Below are 21,752 nucleotides of genomic sequence, written 5' to 3'. Positions count from 1 at the left end.
GCGCTTCGGCGCCCTTTTTCGATCGGGGGTTAGTGCGAGCCTTCTTCCATCTGCGCACTGTCAACAATATGGTTTTCGCCCATTTTACGTGGCAACACAAGGTTGAGCACAATCGCGACCAGACCACACAGGCTAATGCCTTGTAAGCTAAAATCGCCAATGCCGAATGCCATGCCGCCGATCCCAAAGACCAAGGTCACACCGACAATCGCGAGGTTGCGAGAGTCATGCAGATCGACTTGATTGCGGATCAGGGTATTTAATCCCACCGTCGCGATAGAGCCGAATAATAAGATCATGATCCCGCCCATCACAGGCAAAGGAATGGTCAGTAACACCGCGCCCAGCTTTCCGACAAAGGCCAACACAATTGCCGTTAATGCTGCATAGGTCATAATCACTGGGTTAAATGCTTTGGTGAGCATCACGGCACCGGTGACTTCGCTGTAAGTGGTATTAGGTGGCGCACCGAATAAAGACGCGGCAATGGTCGCGGCACCGTCACCTGCCATGGTGCGGTGAAGACCGGGTTTTTTCAGGTAGTCTTTGCGGGTGACATTTGAGATAGCCAACATATCGCCCACATGCTCAACAGCGGGAGCGATCGCCACGGGGATCATGAATAAGATAGCGTTGATATTAAATTCAGGCAGCGTAAAGGCGGGCATGGCGAGCCAGCTTGCTTGAGTCACAGCGGTGAAATCGACTACGCCCATGATAAGGCTGGCGATATATCCCACCACGATACCCGCCAAGATTGGCACCAACTTAAAGAAGCCTTTAGCAAACACACTGATCACTATGGTGGTCAGCAGCGATAGCAACGAAATCCAAATCGCAACATCACCGGCGATAATTTGCGTGCCGCCATCGCCACTTTTCCCCAACGCCATATTGACCGCAGTTGGCGCAAGCCCCAGGCCAATCACCATAATGACAGGACCCACCACCACAGGTGGCAACAACTTGTGAATGATGTCGACGCCTTTGACCCGGATAATACCGCCCATAATCAGGTAAACCACCCCAGCCGCCATTAGGCCTCCCATGGTGGCGGGAATACCAAAGTTGTTAACACCGTAAAGAATGGGAGCGATAAAAGCGAAAGAAGAGGCGAGGAAAATGGGGACGGAGCGACGGGTGATAAGTTGAAAAATCAGGGTTCCAATACCGGCACCAAAGAGGGCGACATTGGGGTCAAGCCCAGTTAATAATGGCACCAATACCAATGCGCCAAATGCAACAAATAGCATCTGTGCGCCTTGTAAAACTTGCATCATAGTCTCACCTCCAAAAAAAATCGCGAGATGTTAGCACAAAGCCAAGATGTGATGCTTGTCATATTTATCAATGTGAGATCGGTAGCAAATAATCGATGTAACGGATTTCATTCTAGTGGCGAGAGGCAGCGTGGTGAGAGGGCTATGTGAACCAACGGTCAGTAATCAGGTCTTTTTTAGGTAAGAGCATTGCTGAGAGAGGACAAGAGCGCTTATGATCCCAACATCCCATCAATCAATGTGGAAAAACTATGATCCGATTTGTAATGACCATGATGGCTATGCTGGCTATGCTGTGGCTACCCAGCGCCTTTGCCAATAATTTGTACCATGCAAGCGTACCATTAGATAACGGCGCTCAAACGTCGCAACAAGCGGCTAAGCAACAAGGCTTGCTGGATGTGTTGGTCAAAGTCTCGGGACAACGTGACATTGCCGATAATCCCAGTGTGCAGAATCGTCTTAATGATGTGGATGGTTTGATCACCCAGGTAGGGTATGGTGAAACGGCGCGTACGGAGAACAGTGAATCGGTACGGACCCTTGAAGTGGGCTTTGATAGCCAGCAAGTGCAAGCGCTGCTGCGTGATGCGGGATTGCCTTTGTGGGGTACGCCGCGTCCGTCCGTCTTAGTATGGCTGGTGGACGATCGTGGTGCTGAACGCGAGATTGTGTGGGAACAAAGCGATGTGGCTTTGGTTGACGCCTTGCGAGACAGTGCTGCCAAGCGTGGTTTGCCCGTATTGGTGCCGGTGGGTGATTTTGATGATCTGATGGCTATTTCTGCCAGTGATCTTTGGGGAGGCTTTATCGGCCCGGTTAGCGACGCAAGTCAGCGCTATCAAGCGGACGGTATTGTGATTGCCAAACTGACCCCGCAGGGCATACGTTGGCAATTCTTCCCCGATGCGAGCGACTTGCAAGCCGATCAACAGCGCGGGCAAGGCGACAGTGCGGCTATGATCAATGCGATCGCCGATTATTATGCGACCCGTACTGCCGTGGTGTTTGATCAAAATGATGACAGTCAAGCGGTGACGTTGGCGATTGCAGGCGTGCAAGGTGGGGATGATTACGTCCAGCTAGAGCGCACGCTAGCTGGATTAAATGCGCTACAAAGTGCACACCTTTCGGAGCTCGAGGGAGATGCATTGCGATTTACGGTGCGTTTAGCTGCATCACAACAAGCATTGATTAACGAGCTGACCGCGAATCGCGAAATCCGTCTTATGACCCCGCAAGAGCGTCTCGATTATGCGGGTAGTGAGAAAGTGGAAACGTCACCACAGCAGCCAGCTGGCTCAGCATTAGAGAGTATGGATGAGGACGTTCGACTCAACAGTGAGCCGACACTCGAAGGAGATGTCTTAGCTGAGGATGACACGACGCTGTGGTTTGTTTGGCAGTCCTCGTAACCGCATGCCGACGACACACAAATAGAAAGGCCAGCGTATGATGCTGGCCTTTTTTCGCTTGGTTGTCCTGTCTTAAGATAGGCGGTTAATCGTTGTGACTACCAGCTAGCCGGACTAAATTGCTGACCTGCAAGTGCCGCTTCGACCATCAGGCCACCTTTAGCATGGGTAAAGACAGTCAGACCATTAACGTAATAGGCCTTTGACTGACGGTTACTGGCTGACGCCGAGGTGCCTGCGGTGCCGGCTTGCGCAGAGGCGCCTTCGGTTAAGGCGGTCGCGGAGGCTTGTGCGCCTAGCTCTACTTGTCCTTTCATAAAGCGGTCATACGCGGCTTGATCTTCAAAAAAGACGATTTCGCTGAAGGCTTGTCCGCCAAAAGTAAGACCGACCGACACTTGCTTTAACTCGGCTGCGCTGACCGGCTGACCTTGGCGGTAGACCACGCCTTTACCGTATGCACCGCCCACCCAAAAACCGCCTTTACCGACCGAAGGAAACACGGCATAGCCATAGGCGTTATCAAAAAAGGGTTGGGTTTGCGGATATTGATAAAACTGATCGCGTGCCAGGTTTGCTTGGCTAATTTGATCCTGCTGAGAATGGGTGGCACAGCCTACTAGGGCGGTCAGTGCCACTAACGCCATGCTCAACCATACATAAGAACGACGTAACATGTTTTTATCCCTCTTCGTCATCAAAGTGAGTCTTTCACCTCACACGTTACGTCAGTTCAGGCGGACAAATGTCAGGCGCGTGTGGAAATTTTCCGTGGAGTGCGATGATAAGGCTGGCCGCGATATCGCCAGCCAATAAGCCCACTTATCACCACCCAAATCCAAAGCGGGGTATTACCCCATTGGCGATAGGGGGTGAGACCCACAGTGCTGGTGACTGTGGTGGTAAGCACACCGGTTTCAAATTGCGGGAGGGATTGCTGAATATTGCCGCGTGCATCCATAATCGCAGTCACACCATTATTGGTGGCACGAATGACCGGCAAGCCAAACTCACGCGCGCGCATCCGCGCAATCTCTAAATGCTGCAATGGGCCAATTGAGCGGCCAAACCATGCATCATTCGACAAAGTGATAATCGCGTTACTGTCCGGCGTCAAGTTGGCGCGAATTTGCGCTGGAAACGCAATTTCGTAGCAAAGCGCCGTGATGTAGGCCAAGCCATTGGCCGGTAATGCCGGTTGTATGGCCTCGCCCGGTGAGAACGAAGACATGGGCAAATTAAATAAAGGCGCAAGCGGACGCAGTAACGATTCAAAGGGAACGAATTCACCAAACGGGAGCAAATGATGCTTGCTGTATTGCTTCGGCGCGGGATACTGATAGCTAGGCGTATCGGCGCCAACCGCAATCACATTATTAAAATATTGCCCTGCCGCATTTTGGTCTAACACCCCGGTAATGACCGTGGTGTGGTTATTTTTCGCGGCGGTATCCAATTGCTCAAAAAAGCGAGGTAAGTCACGCTCTAACGCCGGAATGGCCGCTTCTGGCCAGATCACCACATCGCTATCCCAATGTTGGCGGGTGAGGTCTAGGTACTTCATTAAGGTTGGCCAGCGTTGATCGGGACGCCACTTTAACGCTTGGGGAATATTGCCTTGGATCAGGGAAACCGTTTGTTGTTTCTCTGGATGCGCTTCAACCCACTGGATGGTGTTAAGCCCGTAGGCACACGCGGATATCCCAGCGATCGCCACAAGGCCAGCTAACTGCTTGCGTCCTTGCCACGCGCCCCATTTGGGCGTGATTAAGGTCGCCAATCCTGCCATTAGCACCAGCAGCCAAGTGATGCCTTGCACACCGAGCACTGGCGCCACGCCAGCTAAAGGACTATCAATTTGGCTGTAGCCGGGCCACAGCCACGGGAAACCGGTGAAGACCCAGCCTCGTAACCCATCGGCCACCAGCCATAGACTAGGCGCGAGAACTAGCCACTTAATCGCGGCATGGCGCACCGAGCAGCGCGCTAACACTCCGGCGAATAACGCAGGATACAATGCAAGGTATATGACCAGCAGCGCCATTAAGGACAAGCCTGCTATGGCGGGCATGCCTCCAAAATGATCGATACTGACATACACCCAGCTGACGCCGGTAGCAAATTGACCCAGACCCCAGCAAAAGCCGAGCAAACTGGCCCTTTTGGGGGAGGTGGATTGGAGCAACAGGAATAGACCCCAAAGCGATACCGGCATTAGCAGCCAGTAAGAAAAGGGGGCAAAGGCAAGGGTGGCACTGGCACCAAGCAGGGCAGCCGCGAGAGGCTGCCCAATTTGACGCACAATGTGATTAATCGCTTTCACTTTGAGGTTCGCTACTGTCAGGAATGGTGACTTGTAGCTGAATGATACGACGGCTGTCTGCTGAGGTCACCTTAAAGTGGAAATGTTCGATATCCACTTCCTCGCCGCGATCGGGCAGATGGCCAAAGCTGGTCATGACCAAGCCGCCGATGGTGTCTACCACATCGTCTTGGAACTGACTGCCGAAATGTGTATTAAAGTCTTCTAACGTGGTCAGTGCTTTTACCGCAAAAGTATGGCGGCTTAGCTGACGGATTTCTTGTTCGTCGTCCTCGTCGTACTCATCTTCGATTTCGCCAACGATTTCTTCCAAGATATCTTCAATGGTGACCACGCCCGATACACCGCCAAATTCATCGATCACGATCGCCATGTGGTAGCGTTCTTCTTGGAACTCTTTGAGTAAGCGGTCAACGCGTTTACTCTCGGGTACCACCACGGCAGGGCGTAACACCTTCTCGATATCGAAGTTTTCGGCATCTGGGCGCAAGTAGCGCAGCAGATCTTTCGCAAGTAAGATGCCTTCAACATGGTCTTTGTCATCGCTGATCACAGGATAACGCGAGTGTTGGGCATCAATGATGATATTAATGATCGCTTCCAAAGACTGCGATCGTTCAACGGTTACCATCTGCGAGCGGGGGATCATGATATCTCGAACACGCATGTCGGAGATTTGCATGACACCTTCCAGCATGTCTCTTGTGTCATGGTCGATCAGGGCGTTTTGCTCTGAATCGCGGAACACATCCACCAGTTCCTGTCTGTCTTTAGGATCAGCTTGGAAAAACTGTCCTAGCCGCTCGAAGAAGGTCTTCCTACTCGGACCGTCTGCGTTTTGCGAATTATCGTCGTTCATTCAAATTCATTCAGTTAGTTAACGCTCAATGAAGTCGTTCGCATAGGGGTCAGGCACCCCCATGGTAGCTAAAATATCACGCTCTAAGGCTTCCATTTGCTCGGCTTCATCATCCTCAATATGGTCGTAACCAAGCAGGTGTAAGCTGCCATGCACGACCATGTGTGCCCAGTGATCCATCAATTGCTTGCCTTGTTGTTCAGCTTCACGCTCAACCACTTGGCGGCAAATGATCAGATCGCCGAGCAAATCAATGTCGATACCGGGAGGGGCATCGAACGGAAACGATAACACATTTGTGGGTTTATCTTTGCCACGATAATCGCGATTCAAGCTCTGGCTCTCACCTTCGTCAACCAGACGAATCGTGACTTCCGCTTGTTCACGCGCGTTGCGTACGGCGTGTTCAAACCAAGCTTGGAGCTGATCATCACTGGGCAACCCGTCAGTATTATCACACGCCAGCTGAACATCCACGTAATAACTCATGATTGTTCCTGCGATTGGCTGTGTTCTGTGTGCATTTGTGCTTCGCGTGCCTCACGACGACGCGCTTCGGCTTCTTTGCGTGCGCGCGCATCTTCCGCTTCCCATTTATCATAGGCTTGAACAATACGCGTCACCACGGGGTGGCGAACCACGTCGTCAGCTTGAAAGAAGTGGAAGCTGATTTCTTCGACATCAGAAAGCACTTCAATGGCATGACGTAAGCCTGATTTCGCGTTGCGGGGCAAATCCACTTGTGTCACATCACCGGTGATCACAGCACGCGAATTAAAGCCAATCCGAGTCAGGAACATCTTCATTTGTTCCACCGTCGTGTTTTGGCTTTCATCGAGAATAATAAAAGCGTCATTGAGGGTACGGCCACGCATATAGGCCAGCGGCGCGACTTCAATCACGTTACGGTCAATCAGCTTTTCAACGCGCTCAAAGCCAAGCATTTCAAACAAGGCATCGTACAAAGGGCGCAGGTAAGGATCGACTTTTTGGCTGAGATCGCCGGGCAAAAAGCCCAGTTTTTCACCGGCCTCTACCGCAGGACGTGTCAGCAAAATACGGCGAATTTCTTGGCGCTCAAGTGCATCAACCGCCGCTGCGACCGCCAAGTAGGTTTTACCGGTTCCCGCCGGACCAATACCAAAGGTAATGTCATGGCTAACCATGTTAGCAATATATTGCGCTTGGTTTGGCGTACGCGGTTTGATCACCCCTTTTTTGGTTTTGATATTAATCTCTTTACCGTATGGGATGCTTGATTCGGTGGTTTGCTCGAGTACGCCCGATTCTTTGATTGCCAAGTGAATGGCTTCCGGCTCAATGTCTGGGTAGCTGCCACGCACTGGGGCAGTATCAACATACAAATGCTTGAGAATATCTACCGCGGCATTCGCGGTATGTGGCTTGCCAACAATCGAAAACGCATTGTGTCTGTGATTAATTTCCACACCTAAGCGGCGTTCTAATTGTTTGATATTGTCGTCAAACGGGCCACAAAGATTGGCAAGTCGGGTGTTATCGGCTGGCTCTAAAGTAAGATCAAGAGTGATAATTTTAGACAAGGTTATCCTCGCTTTAGGCGCCGGCTTCCCGGCGCCCTTGAATCGATGAACTCCTTAAGGAGTATATACACCAACGCCAAGCTCGTTTTCATTACGTGTTTTCGCCATGATTTCGGTTGGCGAGACGGCGACACGCAGGTCCATATCTTTTTCAGTACGAACCAGCTCACCGCGGAGCGAGTTTGGCATCACTTCAGTAATTTTGACGTCAACAAATTGGCCAATCAAATCGACAGAGCCTTCAAAGTTAACGACACGGTTGTTTTCGGTACGGCCGCGTAGCTCCATCAGATTCTTACGAGATGGGCCTTCAACCAGAATACGTTGCTCCGTGTTGAGCATCAGTCGTGAGTAACGCATCGCTTGGCTGTTAATTTGTTGCTGCAGGCGGTACAGACGTTCTTTTTTCACTTGCTCTGGGGTGTCGTCAGGCATATCTGCGGCTGGCGTACCAGGGCGTGGTGAATACACAAAACTAAAGCTCATATCGAAGTCGATATCCGTGATCAGCTTCATGGTCGCTTCAAAGTCTTGGTCCGTTTCACCCGGGAAGCCGACGATAAAGTCAGAGCTGATGGTAATATCAGGGCGCGCTTGACGCAGCTTACGAATTTTTGACTTATACTCGATAGCGGTGTGCGGACGCTTCATCATAGTCAGAATTCGGTCTGAACCACTTTGCACTGGCAAGTGGAGGAAGCTCACCACTTCTGGCGTATCACGATACACCTCGATGATATCGTCAGTAAACTCAACCGGATGGCTGGTGGTGTAGCGAATACGGTCAATGCCATCAATCGCAGCCACATAACGCAGCAGCTCGGCAAAGGTACAAATCTCACCGTCGTGCATTTCACCACGATAGGCGTTTACGTTTTGCCCCAGCAGGTTCACTTCACGGACGCCTTGCTCGGCCAGTTGGGCAATCTCAAACAGGACATCGTCGAGCGGACGGCTCACTTCTTCACCGCGCGTATAAGGCACCACGCAGAAGGTACAGTACTTGGAGCAGCCTTCCATAATCGAAACGAAAGCGGTCGGTCCTTCTGCACGCGGCTCGGGAAGACGATCGAATTTCTCGATTTCCGGGAAGGTAATGTCCATTACGGGCGCATGATCTGAGCGTGATTGTTTGATCATCTCAGGAAGGCGGTGCAGCGTTTGCGGGCCAAAAATTACATCCACATAAGGTGCGCGCTCACGGATGTGGTCGCCTTCTTGTGTTGCTACACAGCCACCAACCCCGATCACCAAATCTGGATTCTTGTCTTTCAGTGTTTTCCAACGCCCGAGTTGGTGGAAAACCTTCTCTTGCGCTTTTTCACGGATAGAGCAGGTGTTTAGGAGGAGAACATCTGCTTCTTCTGGTTGCTCGGTCAGCTCGTAACCACCGGAAGCATTGAGCAGATCTGCCATTTTGGATGAGTCATACTCATTCATTTGGCAACCCCAGGTTTTAATCAGCAGTTTCTTAGCCATGTAACTTTACGCTCGTTTTTAATCTTATGGTCGACATTACCCCTCAAGCTGTGTGGTTTTTAACCAGTCAATCAGCTTGGCAAGCCGCGTATTGTACTGCTTTCCAATAACGCTGACCAGATCACAGGGCCGATGAAATGATCCTCAGAACCTTCAATCTTGGTAAGGCATTGACAAAGGACACAACCTGACTCGCATTTATGGTGGTTACTGCCAAGAACATTGATGCAATTTGAGCTGATTTAGGTCGAATTCTCGTTAACCTTCAGTAGAATGCCCTCATTGCTAGTAAAAAGAGATAGTCATGAACCCATTTGAAATCATTATTGTTGGCGGTGGCATGGTGGGTGCGGCCGCTGCGTTGGGACTAGCGCGTCAGGGGCGTCAGGTTGCGTTGGTTGAGCGCCAAGTTCCCCAGTCATTTTCGCCCTCACAGCCAATGGATCTTCGTGTTTCGGCTATCTCTCATGCGTCGGTGGCGCTACTGTCCGATTTAGGGGCATGGGCGGACATTGAAGCCATGCGTGTGTGTCCATATCGCCGCCTTGAAACATGGGAAGCGGAAGACAGCCGTGTCTGCTTTAGCGCAGAGCAACTCGACTTACCCCAACTGGGATATATGGTCGAAAATCGTTTGATTCAACTCGGACTCTGGCAGCAATTCTCACGCTATGACAACTTGCACGTTTTCTCGCCCGCATCGATTACATCAATGCATCAAAAGGGGCAGCAACACTATGTTGAGTTAGACAACGGCGACACACTGACAGCGCCGTGGTTGATTGGTGCGGATGGCGCAAACTCCCGAGTGCGAGACTACGCTAAGATTGGCATCACCAGCTGGGACTATCGCCAACATTGCATGCTGATTAATGTCGAAACCGCGTCGCCGCAGCAAGATATCACATGGCAACAATTCTTCCCTTCCGGGCCGCGCTCCTTCTTGCCGCTTTGCGGCCAGCAAGCTTCCCTAGTGTGGTACGACAGCCCTCAACGTATTCAGCAATTGTGTCAGTTAGATGCGGCGCAGTTAAAAGCGGAGATTGTGGCGAATTTCCCCGCCGAAGTTGGAGAGGTGACGCCTGTTAACTGGGGCGCATTCCCGCTGACGCGACGCCATGCGCAGCAGTACCATCGTCATGGTGTTGTGGTGATTGGTGATGCGGCCCACACCATTAACCCACTCGCAGGGCAAGGGGTGAACTTAGGCTTTAAAGATGTAGCGGCCCTGCTGGATGCCTGTGCCGATGCAGACGAACACTGGCAGGATGATGCGACATTAGTAGCTTATGAGAAAGCACGCCGCACCGATAACATGATGATGCAAACCGGCATGGATGTGTTTTACGCCGCGTTTAGCAATCGAATCACGCCTTTAAAACTGGCGCGTAATGCGGTGTTCAAACTGGCCGAACACAGTGGCCCAGTGAAAAAACATGTATTGAAGTATGCGTTAGGGCTTTAATCTTCGCGACAAGAGCAAGGACGCGATATGGTGAACTACCAGACGATTATTTTTGATATTGGCAATGTGATGGTGCGTTGGCCACCGGAAGAAATCATCCGTCTAACCTTAGGGGACGTGGCGGATGCCCACGCGTATGCCAATCAAATCTTCCCCAGTGATACTTGGCAAGCGCTGAATCGTGGTACGCTCACCGAAGCGCAAGCCAAGCAACGTTTTGCCAAAGAAACGTCGCTAAGCCCTGCGCAGCTTGAGGCACTGTTTTATTACATTAAACAGACTCAAATTTGTCTTTACGGTAGTGTCGAGTTACTTCACTCGGCCAAACAGGCTGGATACGGTGTTTATGCGTTAACCGATAATGTGCGCGAAATTGTGGCGTTCTTAAAACAGCGCTATGCGTTTTGGTCGCTGTTCGATGGTGCCGTCGTGTCAGCCGAAGTAGGGCACTTAAAACCCGAGCCTGCTATTTATCAACGCTTTTTAGATGACTACCATCTCGACCCAGCTTCTTGTGTGTTTTTGGATGACAGGATCGCGAACGTAGAAGGTGCGAAAGCGCTAGGCATGGCGGGCATCCCCTTTACCGATGCACAGCAATGCCGCGCAGAACTCGCCAAGCTAGGAATCGTGGTGTAGCGGATGAGCCGAAGACAACGCCTAAACGCAAAAAAGCCCACATGATGTGGGCTTTTTTATATGGCTGGGGTACCAGGATTCGAACCTGGGAATGACGGGATCAAAACCCGTTGCCTTACCGCTTGGCGATACCCCAGTAGGCGTTGCCTAACTTGGTGCGGAGAGAGGGACTTGAACCCTCACGTCCTTTCGGACACTAGCACCTGAAGCTAGCGCGTCTACCAATTCCGCCACCTCCGCAAAAGGTGGATAACCCGGTAACAAAAACGCAGACCGAATTATAAAAATAATGGTGGCTACGACGGGATTCGAACCTGTGACCCCATCATTATGAGTGATGTGCTCTAACCAACTGAGCTACGTAGCCACTCCGTCAGGCGTAGTGCCTTAAGACGCTGCGAATTATGCGGATCTGGGCGAAAGTCGTCAAGGTCTGGTTATTGTTTTTTTTGCGATTTTGCATTCATTGGCTGCAATAATCGCCATTTTGGACAATTTAGCGGCAAAGCTTACCGAGGAAGTGGCGGAGGATGTTGAATAGTGGGAATAAAAAAACCAGCCCGGAGGCTGGTTTTATCTGATAAGGGTGGGGTCTCGACAACTCACCCAAGAGGCATGACGCGCTTATACGTTAAAGCGGAAATGGATCACATCGCCATCTTTAACGATGTAGTCTTTGCCTTCTAGGCGCCATTTACCGGCTTCTTTCGCGCCGCTTTCGCCATTGTTCGCAATATAGTCGTCATAACCGACCACTTCAGCACGGATAAAGCCTTTTTCGAAGTCAGTGTGGATTTTACCCGCCGCTTGCGGTGCTGTGGCACCAATTGGCACGGTCCAAGCACGCACTTCTTTAACACCCGCCGTGAAATAGGTTTGCAGGGTAAGCAGTTCATAACCGGCGCGAATCACACGGTTAAGGCCTGGCTCTTCCAGCCCCATTTCTTCTAAGAATGCAGCCGCTTCTTCGGCGTCCAGCTCGGCAATTTCGCCTTCAATTTCCGCGCACACGGCGACCACGGTGGCACCTTCTTGGGCGGCAATTTCACGTACTTTGTCGAGGTAAGGGTTGTTTTCAAAGCCATCATCGTTGACGTTGGCAATGTACATAGTGGGCTTAAGCGTCAAGAAGTTGAGGTATTGTACTGCCGCTTCTTCTTCTTTGCTTAGCTCGACAGAACGCAACATGTTGCCTTCTTCCAGCACAGGCAGCAGTTTTTCAAGCACAGTTAGCTCAAACTTAGCGTCTTTGTCGCCACCCTTTGCTTTTTTGGTGTTGCGCTGAATGGCGCGCTCACAGCTTTCAAGGTCGGCCAGTGCCAGCTCGGTGTTGATAACATCGATGTCATCCGCAGGGTCGACTTTACCGGCAACGTGAACAATGTTGTCGTTTTCAAAACAACGTACCACGTGGCCAATCGCATCGGTTTCGCGGATGTTGGCGAGGAACTTGTTTCCTAAACCTTCACCGCGTGATGCACCGGCTACCAGTCCCGCGATATCCACAAATTCCATGGTGGTTGGCAGCACTTTTTGGGGGTTAACAATCTTGGCTAACGCATCCAAGCGTAAGTCAGGCACAGGCACCACGCCCGTGTTTGGCTCGATGGTACAGAATGGAAAGTTAGCTGCGTCAATGCCAGCTTTGGTCAGTGCATTAAACAGAGTGGATTTACCTACGTTTGGTAGGCCCACGATGCCACATTTAAAACCCATGAGATGGTAACCCTTTAATCAAAAATTACTGTGCTTTGAAGGTATGCAGACGGTTTTGCGCTTTGGCAAGATCGTCTTTGAGCAAGATATCGAGGCTACGAACCGCCTCATCCGTGGCCTGTTCGATCAGGCTTTGCTCATTGGCGGGGGCTTTGGTGAGCACATATCCCGCTACCTTGTCTTTGTGACCCGGATGGCCAATACCAATCCGGAGTCGGTAGAACGATTTATCGTTAGCTAATTTACTGATGATGTCACGCAGGCCATTGTGTCCTCCGTGTCCACCACCTTGCTTAAACTTTGCCACACCCGGTGGCAAGTCTAGCTCGTCATGCGCCACCATGATGGCATCGACGGGAATATTGTAAAAATTAGCCAGTGCTTGAACGGCTTTACCGGACAAATTCATGTAAGTGGTTGGGATCAACAAACGTAGATCTTGACCGTGTACGGTAATGCGGCCGGTCAGGCCAAAAAACTTTTTTTCTTCTTTCAGCGGTGCATTGTGGATCCGCGCAAGTTCTTGCACGACCCAAGCGCCCGCGTTGTGGCGTGTTTGGGCATATTCTGGCCCCGGATTGGCCAATCCAACTAGTAAGCGGATCTGATTACTCACGATGTTTCTCGCTGTTTATCTACCCATCATAGCCGGTGAGCATTCTGCCCACCCCAAAAGGCGCCATATCCTACCATTGTTACGACTCAGCGGTCGAGTCAGCACTGAAAATAGACAGATAAAAAAACGCCCTGCACAGAGGCAGGGCGCTGTCACTAAGGATGCGTCTATTACGAATTAAACATCGCAGAGATGGATTCTTCGTTGCTGATACGGCGAATCGCTTCCGCCAGCATGCCAGACAGAGTTAGTTGTGAGACTCGGCCGGTTGCTTGGATTTCTGCGCTCAGCGGAATGGAATCGGTCACCACGATTTCATCGATGACAGATTCAGCAATGTTTTTCGGCGCGTCGCCAGAAAATACAGGGTGAGTCGCGTAAGCGAATACACGTTTCGCACCACGGTTTTTCAGCGCTTCAGCGGCTTTACACAGGGTGCCACCAGTATCGATCATATCATCAACAATGATGCAGTCACGGCCTTCTACGTCACCAATCAAGTGCATGACTTGAGACACGTTCGCACGTGGACGACGTTTATCGATGATGGCAATGTCGGTATCGTCGAGCAGTTTCGCGGTTGCACGCGCTCGAACCACGCCGCCGATGTCAGGGGAGACAACAACAGGATCTTCCAAGTTCTTCGCTAGCATGTCTTCAAGCAAAACAGGGGTGCCAAAGATGTTGTCGACAGGAACGTCGAAGAAGCCTTGGATTTGCTCTGCGTGGAGATCCACGGTGAGGACGCGGTCAACGCCAACGTTGGAGAGAAAATCTGCAATAACTTTTGCGGTGATAGGAACACGGGAGGAACGTACGCGGCGGTCTTGACGGGCATAACCAAAGTAAGGGATTACTGCGGTTATACGACCTGCCGATGCACGTCGGAACGCGTCTATCATCACGACCAATTCCATTAAGTTGTCATTGGTCGGTGCACAGGTAGATTGGAGGACGAACACGTCACTACCGCGCACGTTCTCGTTAATCTGAACACACACTTCGCCGTCAGAAAAACGGCCGACAGTGGCGTCACCCAGTGACATGTAAAGACGGTTTGCGATACGTTGGGCGAGAACGGGTGTCGCGTTACCAGCGAACAGCTTCATATCAGGCACGGTGGAAACCTCGGGTTGCATCCATTTAGTAGTCACTGACTCACAGTTTGCTGCTGTAGCGCATCAAGTAGGGGTGAACGGTTCAACCCACGTGCAACAAACCCTGTCAGCCAGTTAGGCATTATGTCGAGTGTGGCCTGGGCATCTTGTGCGGTGTCAAACTCGGCAAACACGCACGCGCCTGTCCCAGTCATCCTAGACGGCGCGTATTCTAGCAGCCACGAAACAGCCTTATCAACCTCGGGGAATTGTTTACGGGCTATCTTTTCGCAATCGTTTTCGTATTTTTGCCCCATTAGCTCAGAAACTGTGCGCTTTGGCGTGTTTCTTTGCAACTGAGGATGAGTGAAAATTGCAGCGGTCGAAATCGACACGTCCGGCTTGACCACTAAGTAAACTTTTTCTTCCGGTAACACCGGTGTAAATTTTTCACCCACGCCCTCAGCCAATGCTGCCTGACCATGAATAAAAATAGGCACATCGGCACCCAAACGCAATCCAAGAGCAGCCAATTCATCAGCGCTGACCTGGGTCTGCCATAAATGATTGAGCGCAACCAAGGTGGTGGCGGCATCGGATGACCCGCCCCCTAATCCGCCGCCCATGGGGAGCTGTTTGTCGATATCAATGTGCGCCCCGTAGGGACATCCTGTGTGGGCTTGCAGCGCCTTGGCGGCTTTGACAATCAAGTTATCGTCTTCTTTCACCCCTTCCATGGCAGGGCTGAGGCTGATCGTCCCGGTTTGGTTTGGCGTAATGGCAAGGGTATCGCCCACGTCCAAAAACTGGAACAAGGTTTGGAGTTCGTGGTAGCCGTCTTCACGACGGCCATTGATATACAAGAAGAGGTTCAGTTTGGCAGGCGCGGGCCAAAATGTGGTGTCATTCATCATCAAGCGTCCAATTGGAGATAACCAGCTTTACGGTTTGCTGGGGGCTTTTTAAGGTGATACGCGAAGGCAGCGCCGGCTGCGTGCTACCATCGTAACCGAGGTAATCAATGGTCCAGCCTTGGGCGTTGCTCAAACGGGCAAGGCGGTTGTCATCGCCGAGCTCAAATTGATCTCGCGATTGTGGCAAGCCAAGCAACCAAGCGGGCAGCGCGTCAATCGGTAACGACATGCCGCTAAGCCGCTCAATCAAGCGAGCCGCATCTGAGTCGGTATAAACTTGGCCTTGGTCATCCACCACGGTGGCAAGCTGCGGATCGATAGTAAGCGAGAGTAGGGTGGTCCCTAAAAAATTGGTCAGACGGAGCGTGGATTGTTCTGGCTGATGATGCCAATACAAATTCGCTGAAAACCGCTCTTGGGGTGAAATAAACGCGACCTTGCCTTTCGCCGTGTAGCTATCGATGGCCGTTAACGCCGACTGATGCGCTTGCCATTGGGTCGACGGTGGTGGAGCGGTGGCACAGCCCGAAAAAATAGCAATACAGGCGGCGATGACGCAGGCGCGTAGGGGAGCAAGCATGTGCTGAGTATCCTTTCTTTGACGTCAATAAAGCGGCATCAGGGCCGTGATGCGCTTACTTTGCCACAAGCTGTGCGGAGAAAGAAGACGCCTATCGTGCCTGTATCCGTGCATGCGGTACGGGTTTGGCGAGGAAGCCACCAATCTCGCGAGGCTTCACATTTCCACGCCAAGAGGATGATGCATATCAATGTTCGCTTTAATTCACGGGGGCCATCAAGTAAAATCCTCCGCTCCAATCCTTACTGGTGCTGTCGGTAACAACGCTTCATGAGCCTGTTAGTTCTCGGAATCAATCACAAAACGGCCCCCGTTGACTTGCGGGAGAAAGTCGCCTTTTCGCCGCAACAACTGGAACAAGCGTTGCAGCAACTGACCGACCACCCTCAAGTGCGAAGCTGTGTGATCGTCTCAACGTGTAACCGCACTGAGCTGTACGCCGACATGCGTCAGCCGGGGATCGGCGTGCTGGTGGATTGGTTGACCAATTTTCATCACCTAAGCAGTGATAGCCTGATGGCGAGTATTTACTATCACGAGGAACAAGCGGCGGTGAAACACCTGATGCGCGTAGCGTGTGGGTTGGACTCTTTGGTACTCGGTGAGCCACAAATTCTAGGCCAAGTGAAGCAGGCTTATGCCAGTTCCGGAAAAGCCAATCTGATTGCGGGCCCGTTGGAAAAGCTGTTTCAAAAAGTGTTCGCCGTTGCCAAGCGGGTGAGAACCGAAACGGACATCGGCGGCAATGCGGTCTCTGTTGCTTTTGCGGCTTGTACCTTGGCGCGTCAGATCTTTGAGTCGTTATCCGACGTCACCACCTTACTGGTCGGGGCGGGTGAGACGATAGAATTAGTGGCCAAGCACCTGCATGAACACAAGTGCAGCAACATTATCGTGGCCAATCGGACTCAATCTCGTGCGCAGTGTTTGGCAGACCAATTTAATGCGCAGGTGATTGGGCTTGAAGCGATCCCAGAGCACTTGGCGAAAGCAGATATCGTGATTAGCTCAACGGCCGCCCCTTTGCCGCTTATCGGTAAAGGCATGGTAGAAAAAGCACTGAAACAGCGCCGTCACCAGCCAATGTTGCTGATCGATATCGCCGTGCCAAGAGACATTGAAGAAGAAGTGGGCAACCTAGCCGACGCGTATCTGTATAGTGTCGATGATTTGCAATCTATCGTGGAACGCAATCGCGAACAGCGTAAAGTAGCCGCGATCCAAGCCGAAGCGATCGTGACGGAAGAAAGCGCCGATTTCATGCGTTGGCTACGCTCACGAGAGGCGGTTGATAGTATTAAGCAATTCCGCACTCAATCGGAGCAGATCAAACAAGCCGAGCTTGAACAAAGCATTCAGGCGTTGGCCAATGGCGCAGATGCCGAAAGCGTATTGCGCCAATTGAGCAATCGTCTAACAAATAAACTGATCCATACGCCGACACAGGCAATGCAGCAAGCAGCACAAAATGGTGAGCCAGAAAAACTGGCGGTGATGCGTGCCTGTCTTGGGCTGGACAGTGATAACTAACGAAGAGATTTATGAAAGCATCAATTTTAGCCAAGCTAGAATCACTGGCCGAGCGTTATGAAGAAGTTCAGCACCTGTTAGGTACGCCAGAGATCATTAACGATCAGAACAAGTTCCGTGCGCTGTCCAAAGAATACTCTCAGCTTGAAGAAGTGATTAAGTGTTTTGGTCAGTTCAAGCAAGCACAAGAAGACTTGGTAGCCGCAGAAGAAATGGCAAATGAGGACGACCCAGAGATGCGCGAAATGGCGCAAGAGGAAGTCGAACAGGCCAAGCAGAGCATTGCCGACTTGACCGACGAGCTGCAAATCTTGCTCCTCCCCAAAGACCCAAATGATGATCGCAACTGCTTCCTTGAGATCCGTGCCGGCGCGGGCGGTGATGAGGCCGCGATTTTTGCAGGCGACCTATACCGTATGTATAGCCGTTATGCCGAGCAACGTGGCTGGAAGATTGAAATCATCAGCGCGAGCGATGGTGAGCACGGCGGTTTTAAAGAAGTGATCGCGCGCGTGGCAGGCGAGGGCGCATATGGTGTGCTGAAATTTGAATCTGGCGGCCACCGTGTCCAGCGCGTGCCGGCGACAGAATCGCAAGGCCGCGTACATACCTCTGCGTGTACCGTTGCCATTTTGCCTGAAGTGCCAGAAGCAGAAATTCCAGAGATTAACCCTGCTGACTTGAAAGTGGACACCTTCCGTGCATCGGGGGCGGGTGGTCAGCACGTTAACACCACCGACTCAGCCATTCGTATTACCCACTTGCCAACCGGCACTGTGGTGGAGTGTCAGGACGAACGTTCGCAGCACAAAAACCGCGCCAAAGCGATGTCAGTACTGGCCGCTCGTTTGATTAAAGCGGAAGAAGAAAAGCGCGCTGCCGAAGAAGCCTCAACACGTCGTAACTTGTTAGGCTCAGGCGATCGCTCCGACCGTATCCGTACTTACAACTACCCACAAGGCCGAGTGTCTGATCACCGTATTAACTTAACCCTTTATCGTTTAGATGAAGTGATGCAAGGCGATTTGGATAGCTTGGTTGACCCTGTGATTCAAGAGCATCAGGCCGATCAACTCGCGGCGTTGTCAGAGCAACAGTAATTATGACTGCCACGATTAGCGCACTGTTAGCGGATAGTACCCATGAATTAAGCGCTGTCGGGCATGGCTCGGCGGCCATTGACGTGAAGGTACTGCTTTGTCACGTGCTCGATCAGCCCACCAGTTATTTGTATACCTGGCCTGACCGTAAACTGACCGCTGCTCAGCTTGCCCAGTTTCGTCAGCTGTTTGCGCGTCGTCTACAAGGCGAACCCGTGGCGTATATTCTTGGCTATCGCGACTTTTGGACGCTGCGCCTGTCGGTGTCGCCCGCGACCTTGATCCCACGCCCAGAGACTGAACTGTTAGTCGAGCAAGCACTGGCGGTGTTACCGGATAAGCCATGTCGGGTATTGGATTTAGGCACAGGCACGGGGGCGATTGCATTGGCGATTGCATCAGAGCGTGCCGATGCCACCGTGGTGGGCGTCGATGTGATGCCTGAAGCGGTATTATTAGCCAGCCGGAATGCACACGACAATCAAATCAATAATGCGCACTTTATTCAAAGTGATTGGTTTGATGCGCTCAGCGACATGCAGCCTTTTGATCTGATTGTCAGCAACCCGCCCTACATCGACGGTGCCGATCCGCATTTGCAGCAAGGCGACGTACGGTTTGAACCAGCGAGTGCGCTGGTGGCAGACGAGAGCGGGCTGGCAGATATTCGCCACATTGGCGCGACTGCGCGGACATATTTGGCCGCATCTGGTTGGCTAATGGTAGAGCATGGCTATGACCAAGGCGCAGCAGTGCGCGCGCTTTGGCAACGACAAGGATGGGGCAATATTGCAACCCAGCAGGATCTCGCTGGGCTCGATAGAGTCACTGTCGCTCAGAACGTATAATTCTAACTGACTGGAAGCAGGAACTTTTTATGATCTACATGGCACTAAAGCATACCCATTTATTGAGTATTGTCTTGAGCCTTTCGCTGTTCGTAATCCGCTTTTTCTGGGTGATGCGTGGCAGTGAGATGCTCAACAAAAAATGGGTCAAAGTGACACCCCATGTTGTCGATACCGTATTATTGACCACCGGAATTGGCCTGATTTTTGTAACAGGTTTTGTGCCATTTACGCCAAGCGGGGCGTGGATGACCGAAAAGCTGACTTGTGTGCTGGCTTACATTGCGCTCGGATTTGTCACCTTGCACTACAGCCGTGGCAAACTCTTTCGCACCTTTGCGTTCTTTGGCGCCTTGGGTTGGGCATACGCAGCAGCCAATTTAGCGTTAACGAAAGTACCACACCTAATGGGATAACAGGATGCCATTAACCGATCAACAACTGGATCAGCTCACACTGGCAGAGGGCGCCTTAACATTGAACCACGCGCTCGATCCGTCGATCGATGTTAATCACGTTCAGGCCTCACTGGAGCTGTTGGCGGACGAAGCCGAACATCTGCTGGGCTGCGAACCCGATATGGCTTTGCGCCTCGAGGGCTTGCGTCGCCTTTTCTATCATCAATGGCAATTTACGGGCGACTTCGAGCAATACTTTTCCTCGGAGAACGTCTTTATTCACCATGTACTGTCGCGCAAAAAAGGGATCCCAGTCTCGCTAGGTGCGATCTTTTTGTACCTGTGTGAGCGTCTCTCGCTACCCGTCAAACCGGTAGGCTTTCCAACTCAGCTGCTGTTGCGCATTGATGAGTTAGAAAACACCCCCGTATACCTCAATCCATTTGATGGTGAGCGTGTTAGCATGCGAACCCTGCGTGGTTGGCTGATAGGCAGTCAAGGGCCGTTTGCTGAGCTAGAGCCATCGCACCTTGAAGTGAGTGACCACCCATCGATCATTGGTCGTTGGTTGGCCGTCGCCAAAAGTGCGTTATTGCGCGAAGAAAAGTACGCGATGGCATTACGTTGTAGCGAACTCGCGCTAACCTTTAGCCCTGACGACCCATACGAGATTCGCGATCGCGGCTATATCTTTCAGCAACTCGATTGTGATCGGGTTGCGGCGACCGACTATGAGTACTTTATTGAGCAATGCCCGGATGATCCGGCGGCAGAGCTGTTAAAGATGCAAGTGAAAGTGCTCAACGAAGAACAACCGACTTTACATTAGCGCGCTACGTTTAGTGCGACCAAGGAACTGACCATGACGCAAAAAACCGTTCATATTGGCGATATGCCAGTGGCTAACGACCGTCCTTTTACGCTGTTTGCTGGCATGAATGTGCTGGAGTCTCGCGATTTAGCGATGCAAATCTGTGAGCACTACGTCAAGGTAACGGACAAACTGGGCATCCCTTATGTCTTTAAAGCCTCCTTTGATAAGGCGAACCGTTCATCCGTACACTCATACCGTGGACCGGGAATGGAAGAGGGCCTGAAGATCTTTGAAGAGCTGAAAAGCACCTTTGGCGTCAAAGTGATCACCGACATTCATGAGCAAGAGCAAGCGGCACCCGTAGCGGAAGTGGCGGACGTGATCCAACTGCCAGCGTTCTTGGCCCGTCAAACCGACTTGGTGGCAGCGATGGCCAAAACCGATGCGGTGATCAACGTTAAAAAACCCCAGTTTATGAGCCCAGGCCAAGTGGGGAATATCGTGGATAAATTCGCGGAGTGCGGCAACGAGAAAGTCATTTTGTGTGAGCGTGGCAGCTGCTACGGTTACGATAACTTGGTCGTAGATATGCTGGGCTTTGATGTGATGAAAAAGGCCTCTAACGGCAGCCCGATCATCTTTGATGTTACTCATGCCCTGCAATGTCGCGATCCGATGGGCGCTGCATCTGGTGGCCGTCGCCAACAAACGGTGGACTTAGCGCGTGCTGGATTAGGAACCAAGATTGCGGGCTTGTTCATTGAGGCGCATCCAGATCCAGACAACGCACGTTGTGATGGCCCTTCAGCACTACCGCTGGATAAACTCGAGCCTTTCCTTGCGCAAATGAAAGCGCTGGATGATGTGATTAAAAACTTTGCAGAGATTGATATTCGCTAATTGGCGAATGATCGACACCCAGAAAGCTGCCTATTGGCAGCTTTTTTTATTCGCGGCTTGCGGTCACGCCTTCACGGTGAGCGGTCGAATCGATACGTGTGGTTACGCTCAGGGCGGCTCACAGGCTTCACATGGGCTTAGCTCTGCGATGTGGGCAGCTGGCTTGATTAATACAATTAATGAATATTTTCGTTAAACTTATTCAGCGAGCTAATAA

The 21,752-nt window shown here is 51.6% G+C and carries 21 protein-coding genes and 3 tRNA genes; 9 read left to right on the top strand and 15 right to left on the bottom strand.

All coding sequences use genetic code 11. The annotated features are described in order from the left end of the window. Positions 1–29 precede the first annotated feature (29 nt). Positions 30–1,280 (bottom strand): uracil-xanthine permease family protein, encoded by a 1,251-nt coding sequence (locus tag BZG82_RS13295; RefSeq protein ID WP_077661836.1) that lies wholly within the window; start codon positions 1,278–1,280, stop codon positions 30–32. A 251-nt stretch (positions 1,281–1,531) separates the two neighbouring features. On the opposite strand from BZG82_RS13295, the gene BZG82_RS13290 reads away from it, so the two are divergent. After that, entirely contained in the window at positions 1,532–2,695 is a 1,164-nt protein-coding gene (locus BZG82_RS13290) for a DUF2066 domain-containing protein (protein WP_077766045.1), read from the top strand. Between the two features lie 98 nt (positions 2,696–2,793). On the opposite strand, the gene BZG82_RS13285 is transcribed toward BZG82_RS13290, so the two are convergent. The 6 genes from BZG82_RS13285 to miaB form a co-directional block, all read right to left on the bottom strand. After that, positions 2,794–3,372, bottom strand: a complete 579-nt coding sequence (locus BZG82_RS13285; RefSeq protein WP_077455604.1) for a YSC84-related protein — start codon at positions 3,370–3,372, stop codon at positions 2,794–2,796. A 71-nt stretch (positions 3,373–3,443) separates the two neighbouring features. Continuing rightward, complete coding sequence (gene lnt / locus BZG82_RS13280; RefSeq protein WP_077766048.1) at positions 3,444–5,009, bottom strand: apolipoprotein N-acyltransferase; 1,566 nt, start codon at positions 5,007–5,009, stop codon at positions 3,444–3,446. Then, a complete protein-coding gene (gene corC, locus BZG82_RS13275) occupies positions 5,005–5,877 on the bottom strand; it encodes a CNNM family magnesium/cobalt transport protein CorC (RefSeq protein WP_069587389.1) in 873 nt (290 codons plus the stop codon). The genes lnt and corC overlap by 5 nt, the downstream gene beginning before the upstream one ends. An 18-nt stretch (positions 5,878–5,895) precedes the next feature. Next, positions 5,896–6,366 (bottom strand): rRNA maturation RNase YbeY, encoded by a 471-nt coding sequence (gene ybeY / locus BZG82_RS13270; protein ID WP_077481753.1) that lies wholly within the window; start codon positions 6,364–6,366, stop codon positions 5,896–5,898. Beyond that, positions 6,363–7,439 (bottom strand): PhoH family protein, encoded by a 1,077-nt coding sequence (locus tag BZG82_RS13265; protein WP_077766044.1) that lies wholly within the window; start codon positions 7,437–7,439, stop codon positions 6,363–6,365. The genes ybeY and BZG82_RS13265 overlap by 4 nt, the downstream gene beginning before the upstream one ends. Before the next feature lie 54 nt (positions 7,440–7,493). Beyond that, complete coding sequence (miaB, locus tag BZG82_RS13260; protein ID WP_069587386.1) at positions 7,494–8,918, bottom strand: tRNA (N6-isopentenyl adenosine(37)-C2)-methylthiotransferase MiaB; 1,425 nt, start codon at positions 8,916–8,918, stop codon at positions 7,494–7,496. Between the two features lie 304 nt (positions 8,919–9,222). On the opposite strand from miaB, the gene BZG82_RS13255 reads away from it, so the two are divergent. After that, entirely contained in the window at positions 9,223–10,383 is a 1,161-nt protein-coding gene (locus BZG82_RS13255) for a 2-octaprenyl-3-methyl-6-methoxy-1,4-benzoquinol hydroxylase (protein ID WP_077766043.1), read from the top strand. A 27-nt stretch (positions 10,384–10,410) separates the two neighbouring features. Further along, the gene (locus tag BZG82_RS13250; RefSeq protein ID WP_077766042.1) at positions 10,411–11,022 is read left to right on the top strand and encodes an HAD family hydrolase; all 612 of its coding nucleotides are present in this window, start codon (positions 10,411–10,413) and stop codon (positions 11,020–11,022) included. Positions 11,023–11,083: 61 nt separating this feature from the next. Here the strand turns inward: BZG82_RS13250 and BZG82_RS13245 are convergent. The 8 genes from BZG82_RS13245 to lolB all read right to left on the bottom strand — a co-directional run bounded on the left by BZG82_RS13245 (position 11,084) and on the right by lolB (position 15,945). Then, positions 11,084–11,158, bottom strand: a tRNA-Gln gene (locus BZG82_RS13245). Between the two features lie 17 nt (positions 11,159–11,175). Beyond that, a tRNA-Leu gene (locus BZG82_RS13240) sits at positions 11,176–11,262 on the bottom strand. A gap of 50 nt (positions 11,263–11,312) precedes the next feature. Then, positions 11,313–11,389, bottom strand: a tRNA-Met gene (locus BZG82_RS13235). A gap of 257 nt (positions 11,390–11,646) precedes the next feature. Further along, complete coding sequence (gene ychF, locus BZG82_RS13230) at positions 11,647–12,738, bottom strand: redox-regulated ATPase YchF (RefSeq protein ID WP_077661830.1); 1,092 nt, start codon at positions 12,736–12,738, stop codon at positions 11,647–11,649. Between the two features lie 25 nt (positions 12,739–12,763). Further along, positions 12,764–13,354 (bottom strand): aminoacyl-tRNA hydrolase, encoded by a 591-nt coding sequence (pth, locus tag BZG82_RS13225; protein WP_069587379.1) that lies wholly within the window; start codon positions 13,352–13,354, stop codon positions 12,764–12,766. A gap of 170 nt (positions 13,355–13,524) precedes the next feature. After that, positions 13,525–14,472, bottom strand: a complete 948-nt coding sequence (locus tag BZG82_RS13220) for a ribose-phosphate pyrophosphokinase (RefSeq protein WP_131825056.1) — start codon at positions 14,470–14,472, stop codon at positions 13,525–13,527. A gap of 32 nt (positions 14,473–14,504) precedes the next feature. Next, positions 14,505–15,365 (bottom strand): 4-(cytidine 5'-diphospho)-2-C-methyl-D-erythritol kinase, encoded by an 861-nt coding sequence (gene ispE, locus BZG82_RS13215; RefSeq protein WP_077766041.1) that lies wholly within the window; start codon positions 15,363–15,365, stop codon positions 14,505–14,507. Then, entirely contained in the window at positions 15,355–15,945 is a 591-nt protein-coding gene (gene lolB / locus BZG82_RS13210; RefSeq protein ID WP_077766040.1) for a lipoprotein insertase outer membrane protein LolB, read from the bottom strand. The genes ispE and lolB overlap by 11 nt, the downstream gene beginning before the upstream one ends. A gap of 270 nt (positions 15,946–16,215) precedes the next feature. Between lolB and hemA the strand changes: the two genes are divergently transcribed. The 6 genes from hemA to kdsA are packed head-to-tail and all read left to right on the top strand — an operon-like array spanning position 16,216 to position 21,535. Continuing rightward, a complete protein-coding gene (gene hemA, locus BZG82_RS13205; RefSeq protein ID WP_069587376.1) occupies positions 16,216–17,475 on the top strand; it encodes a glutamyl-tRNA reductase in 1,260 nt (419 codons plus the stop codon). 11 nt (positions 17,476–17,486) lie between these two features. Beyond that, entirely contained in the window at positions 17,487–18,575 is a 1,089-nt protein-coding gene (gene prfA / locus BZG82_RS13200) for a peptide chain release factor 1 (RefSeq protein ID WP_069587375.1), read from the top strand. 2 nt (positions 18,576–18,577) lie between these two features. Beyond that, positions 18,578–19,423, top strand: coding sequence for a peptide chain release factor N(5)-glutamine methyltransferase (gene prmC / locus BZG82_RS13195; protein WP_077766039.1), 846 nt, complete (start codon positions 18,578–18,580; stop codon positions 19,421–19,423). Between the two features lie 32 nt (positions 19,424–19,455). Next, positions 19,456–19,839 (top strand): SirB2 family protein, encoded by a 384-nt coding sequence (locus tag BZG82_RS13190; RefSeq protein ID WP_069587478.1) that lies wholly within the window; start codon positions 19,456–19,458, stop codon positions 19,837–19,839. A 4-nt stretch (positions 19,840–19,843) separates the two neighbouring features. Beyond that, the gene (locus tag BZG82_RS13185; RefSeq protein ID WP_077766038.1) at positions 19,844–20,650 is read left to right on the top strand and encodes a SirB1 family protein; all 807 of its coding nucleotides are present in this window, start codon (positions 19,844–19,846) and stop codon (positions 20,648–20,650) included. A 33-nt stretch (positions 20,651–20,683) separates the two neighbouring features. Further along, positions 20,684–21,535, top strand: a complete 852-nt coding sequence (gene kdsA, locus BZG82_RS13180) for a 3-deoxy-8-phosphooctulonate synthase (protein ID WP_069587372.1) — start codon at positions 20,684–20,686, stop codon at positions 21,533–21,535. Positions 21,536–21,752: the final 217 nt, after the last annotated feature.

Source organism: Salinivibrio sp. PR5, from assembly GCF_001996085.1.
GTDB classification, from domain to species: Bacteria; Pseudomonadota; Gammaproteobacteria; order Enterobacterales; family Vibrionaceae; genus Salinivibrio; species Salinivibrio proteolyticus.
Note: the sequence above shows the minus strand (reverse complement) of the source record. Positions and strands in the feature narration are given on the sequence as shown.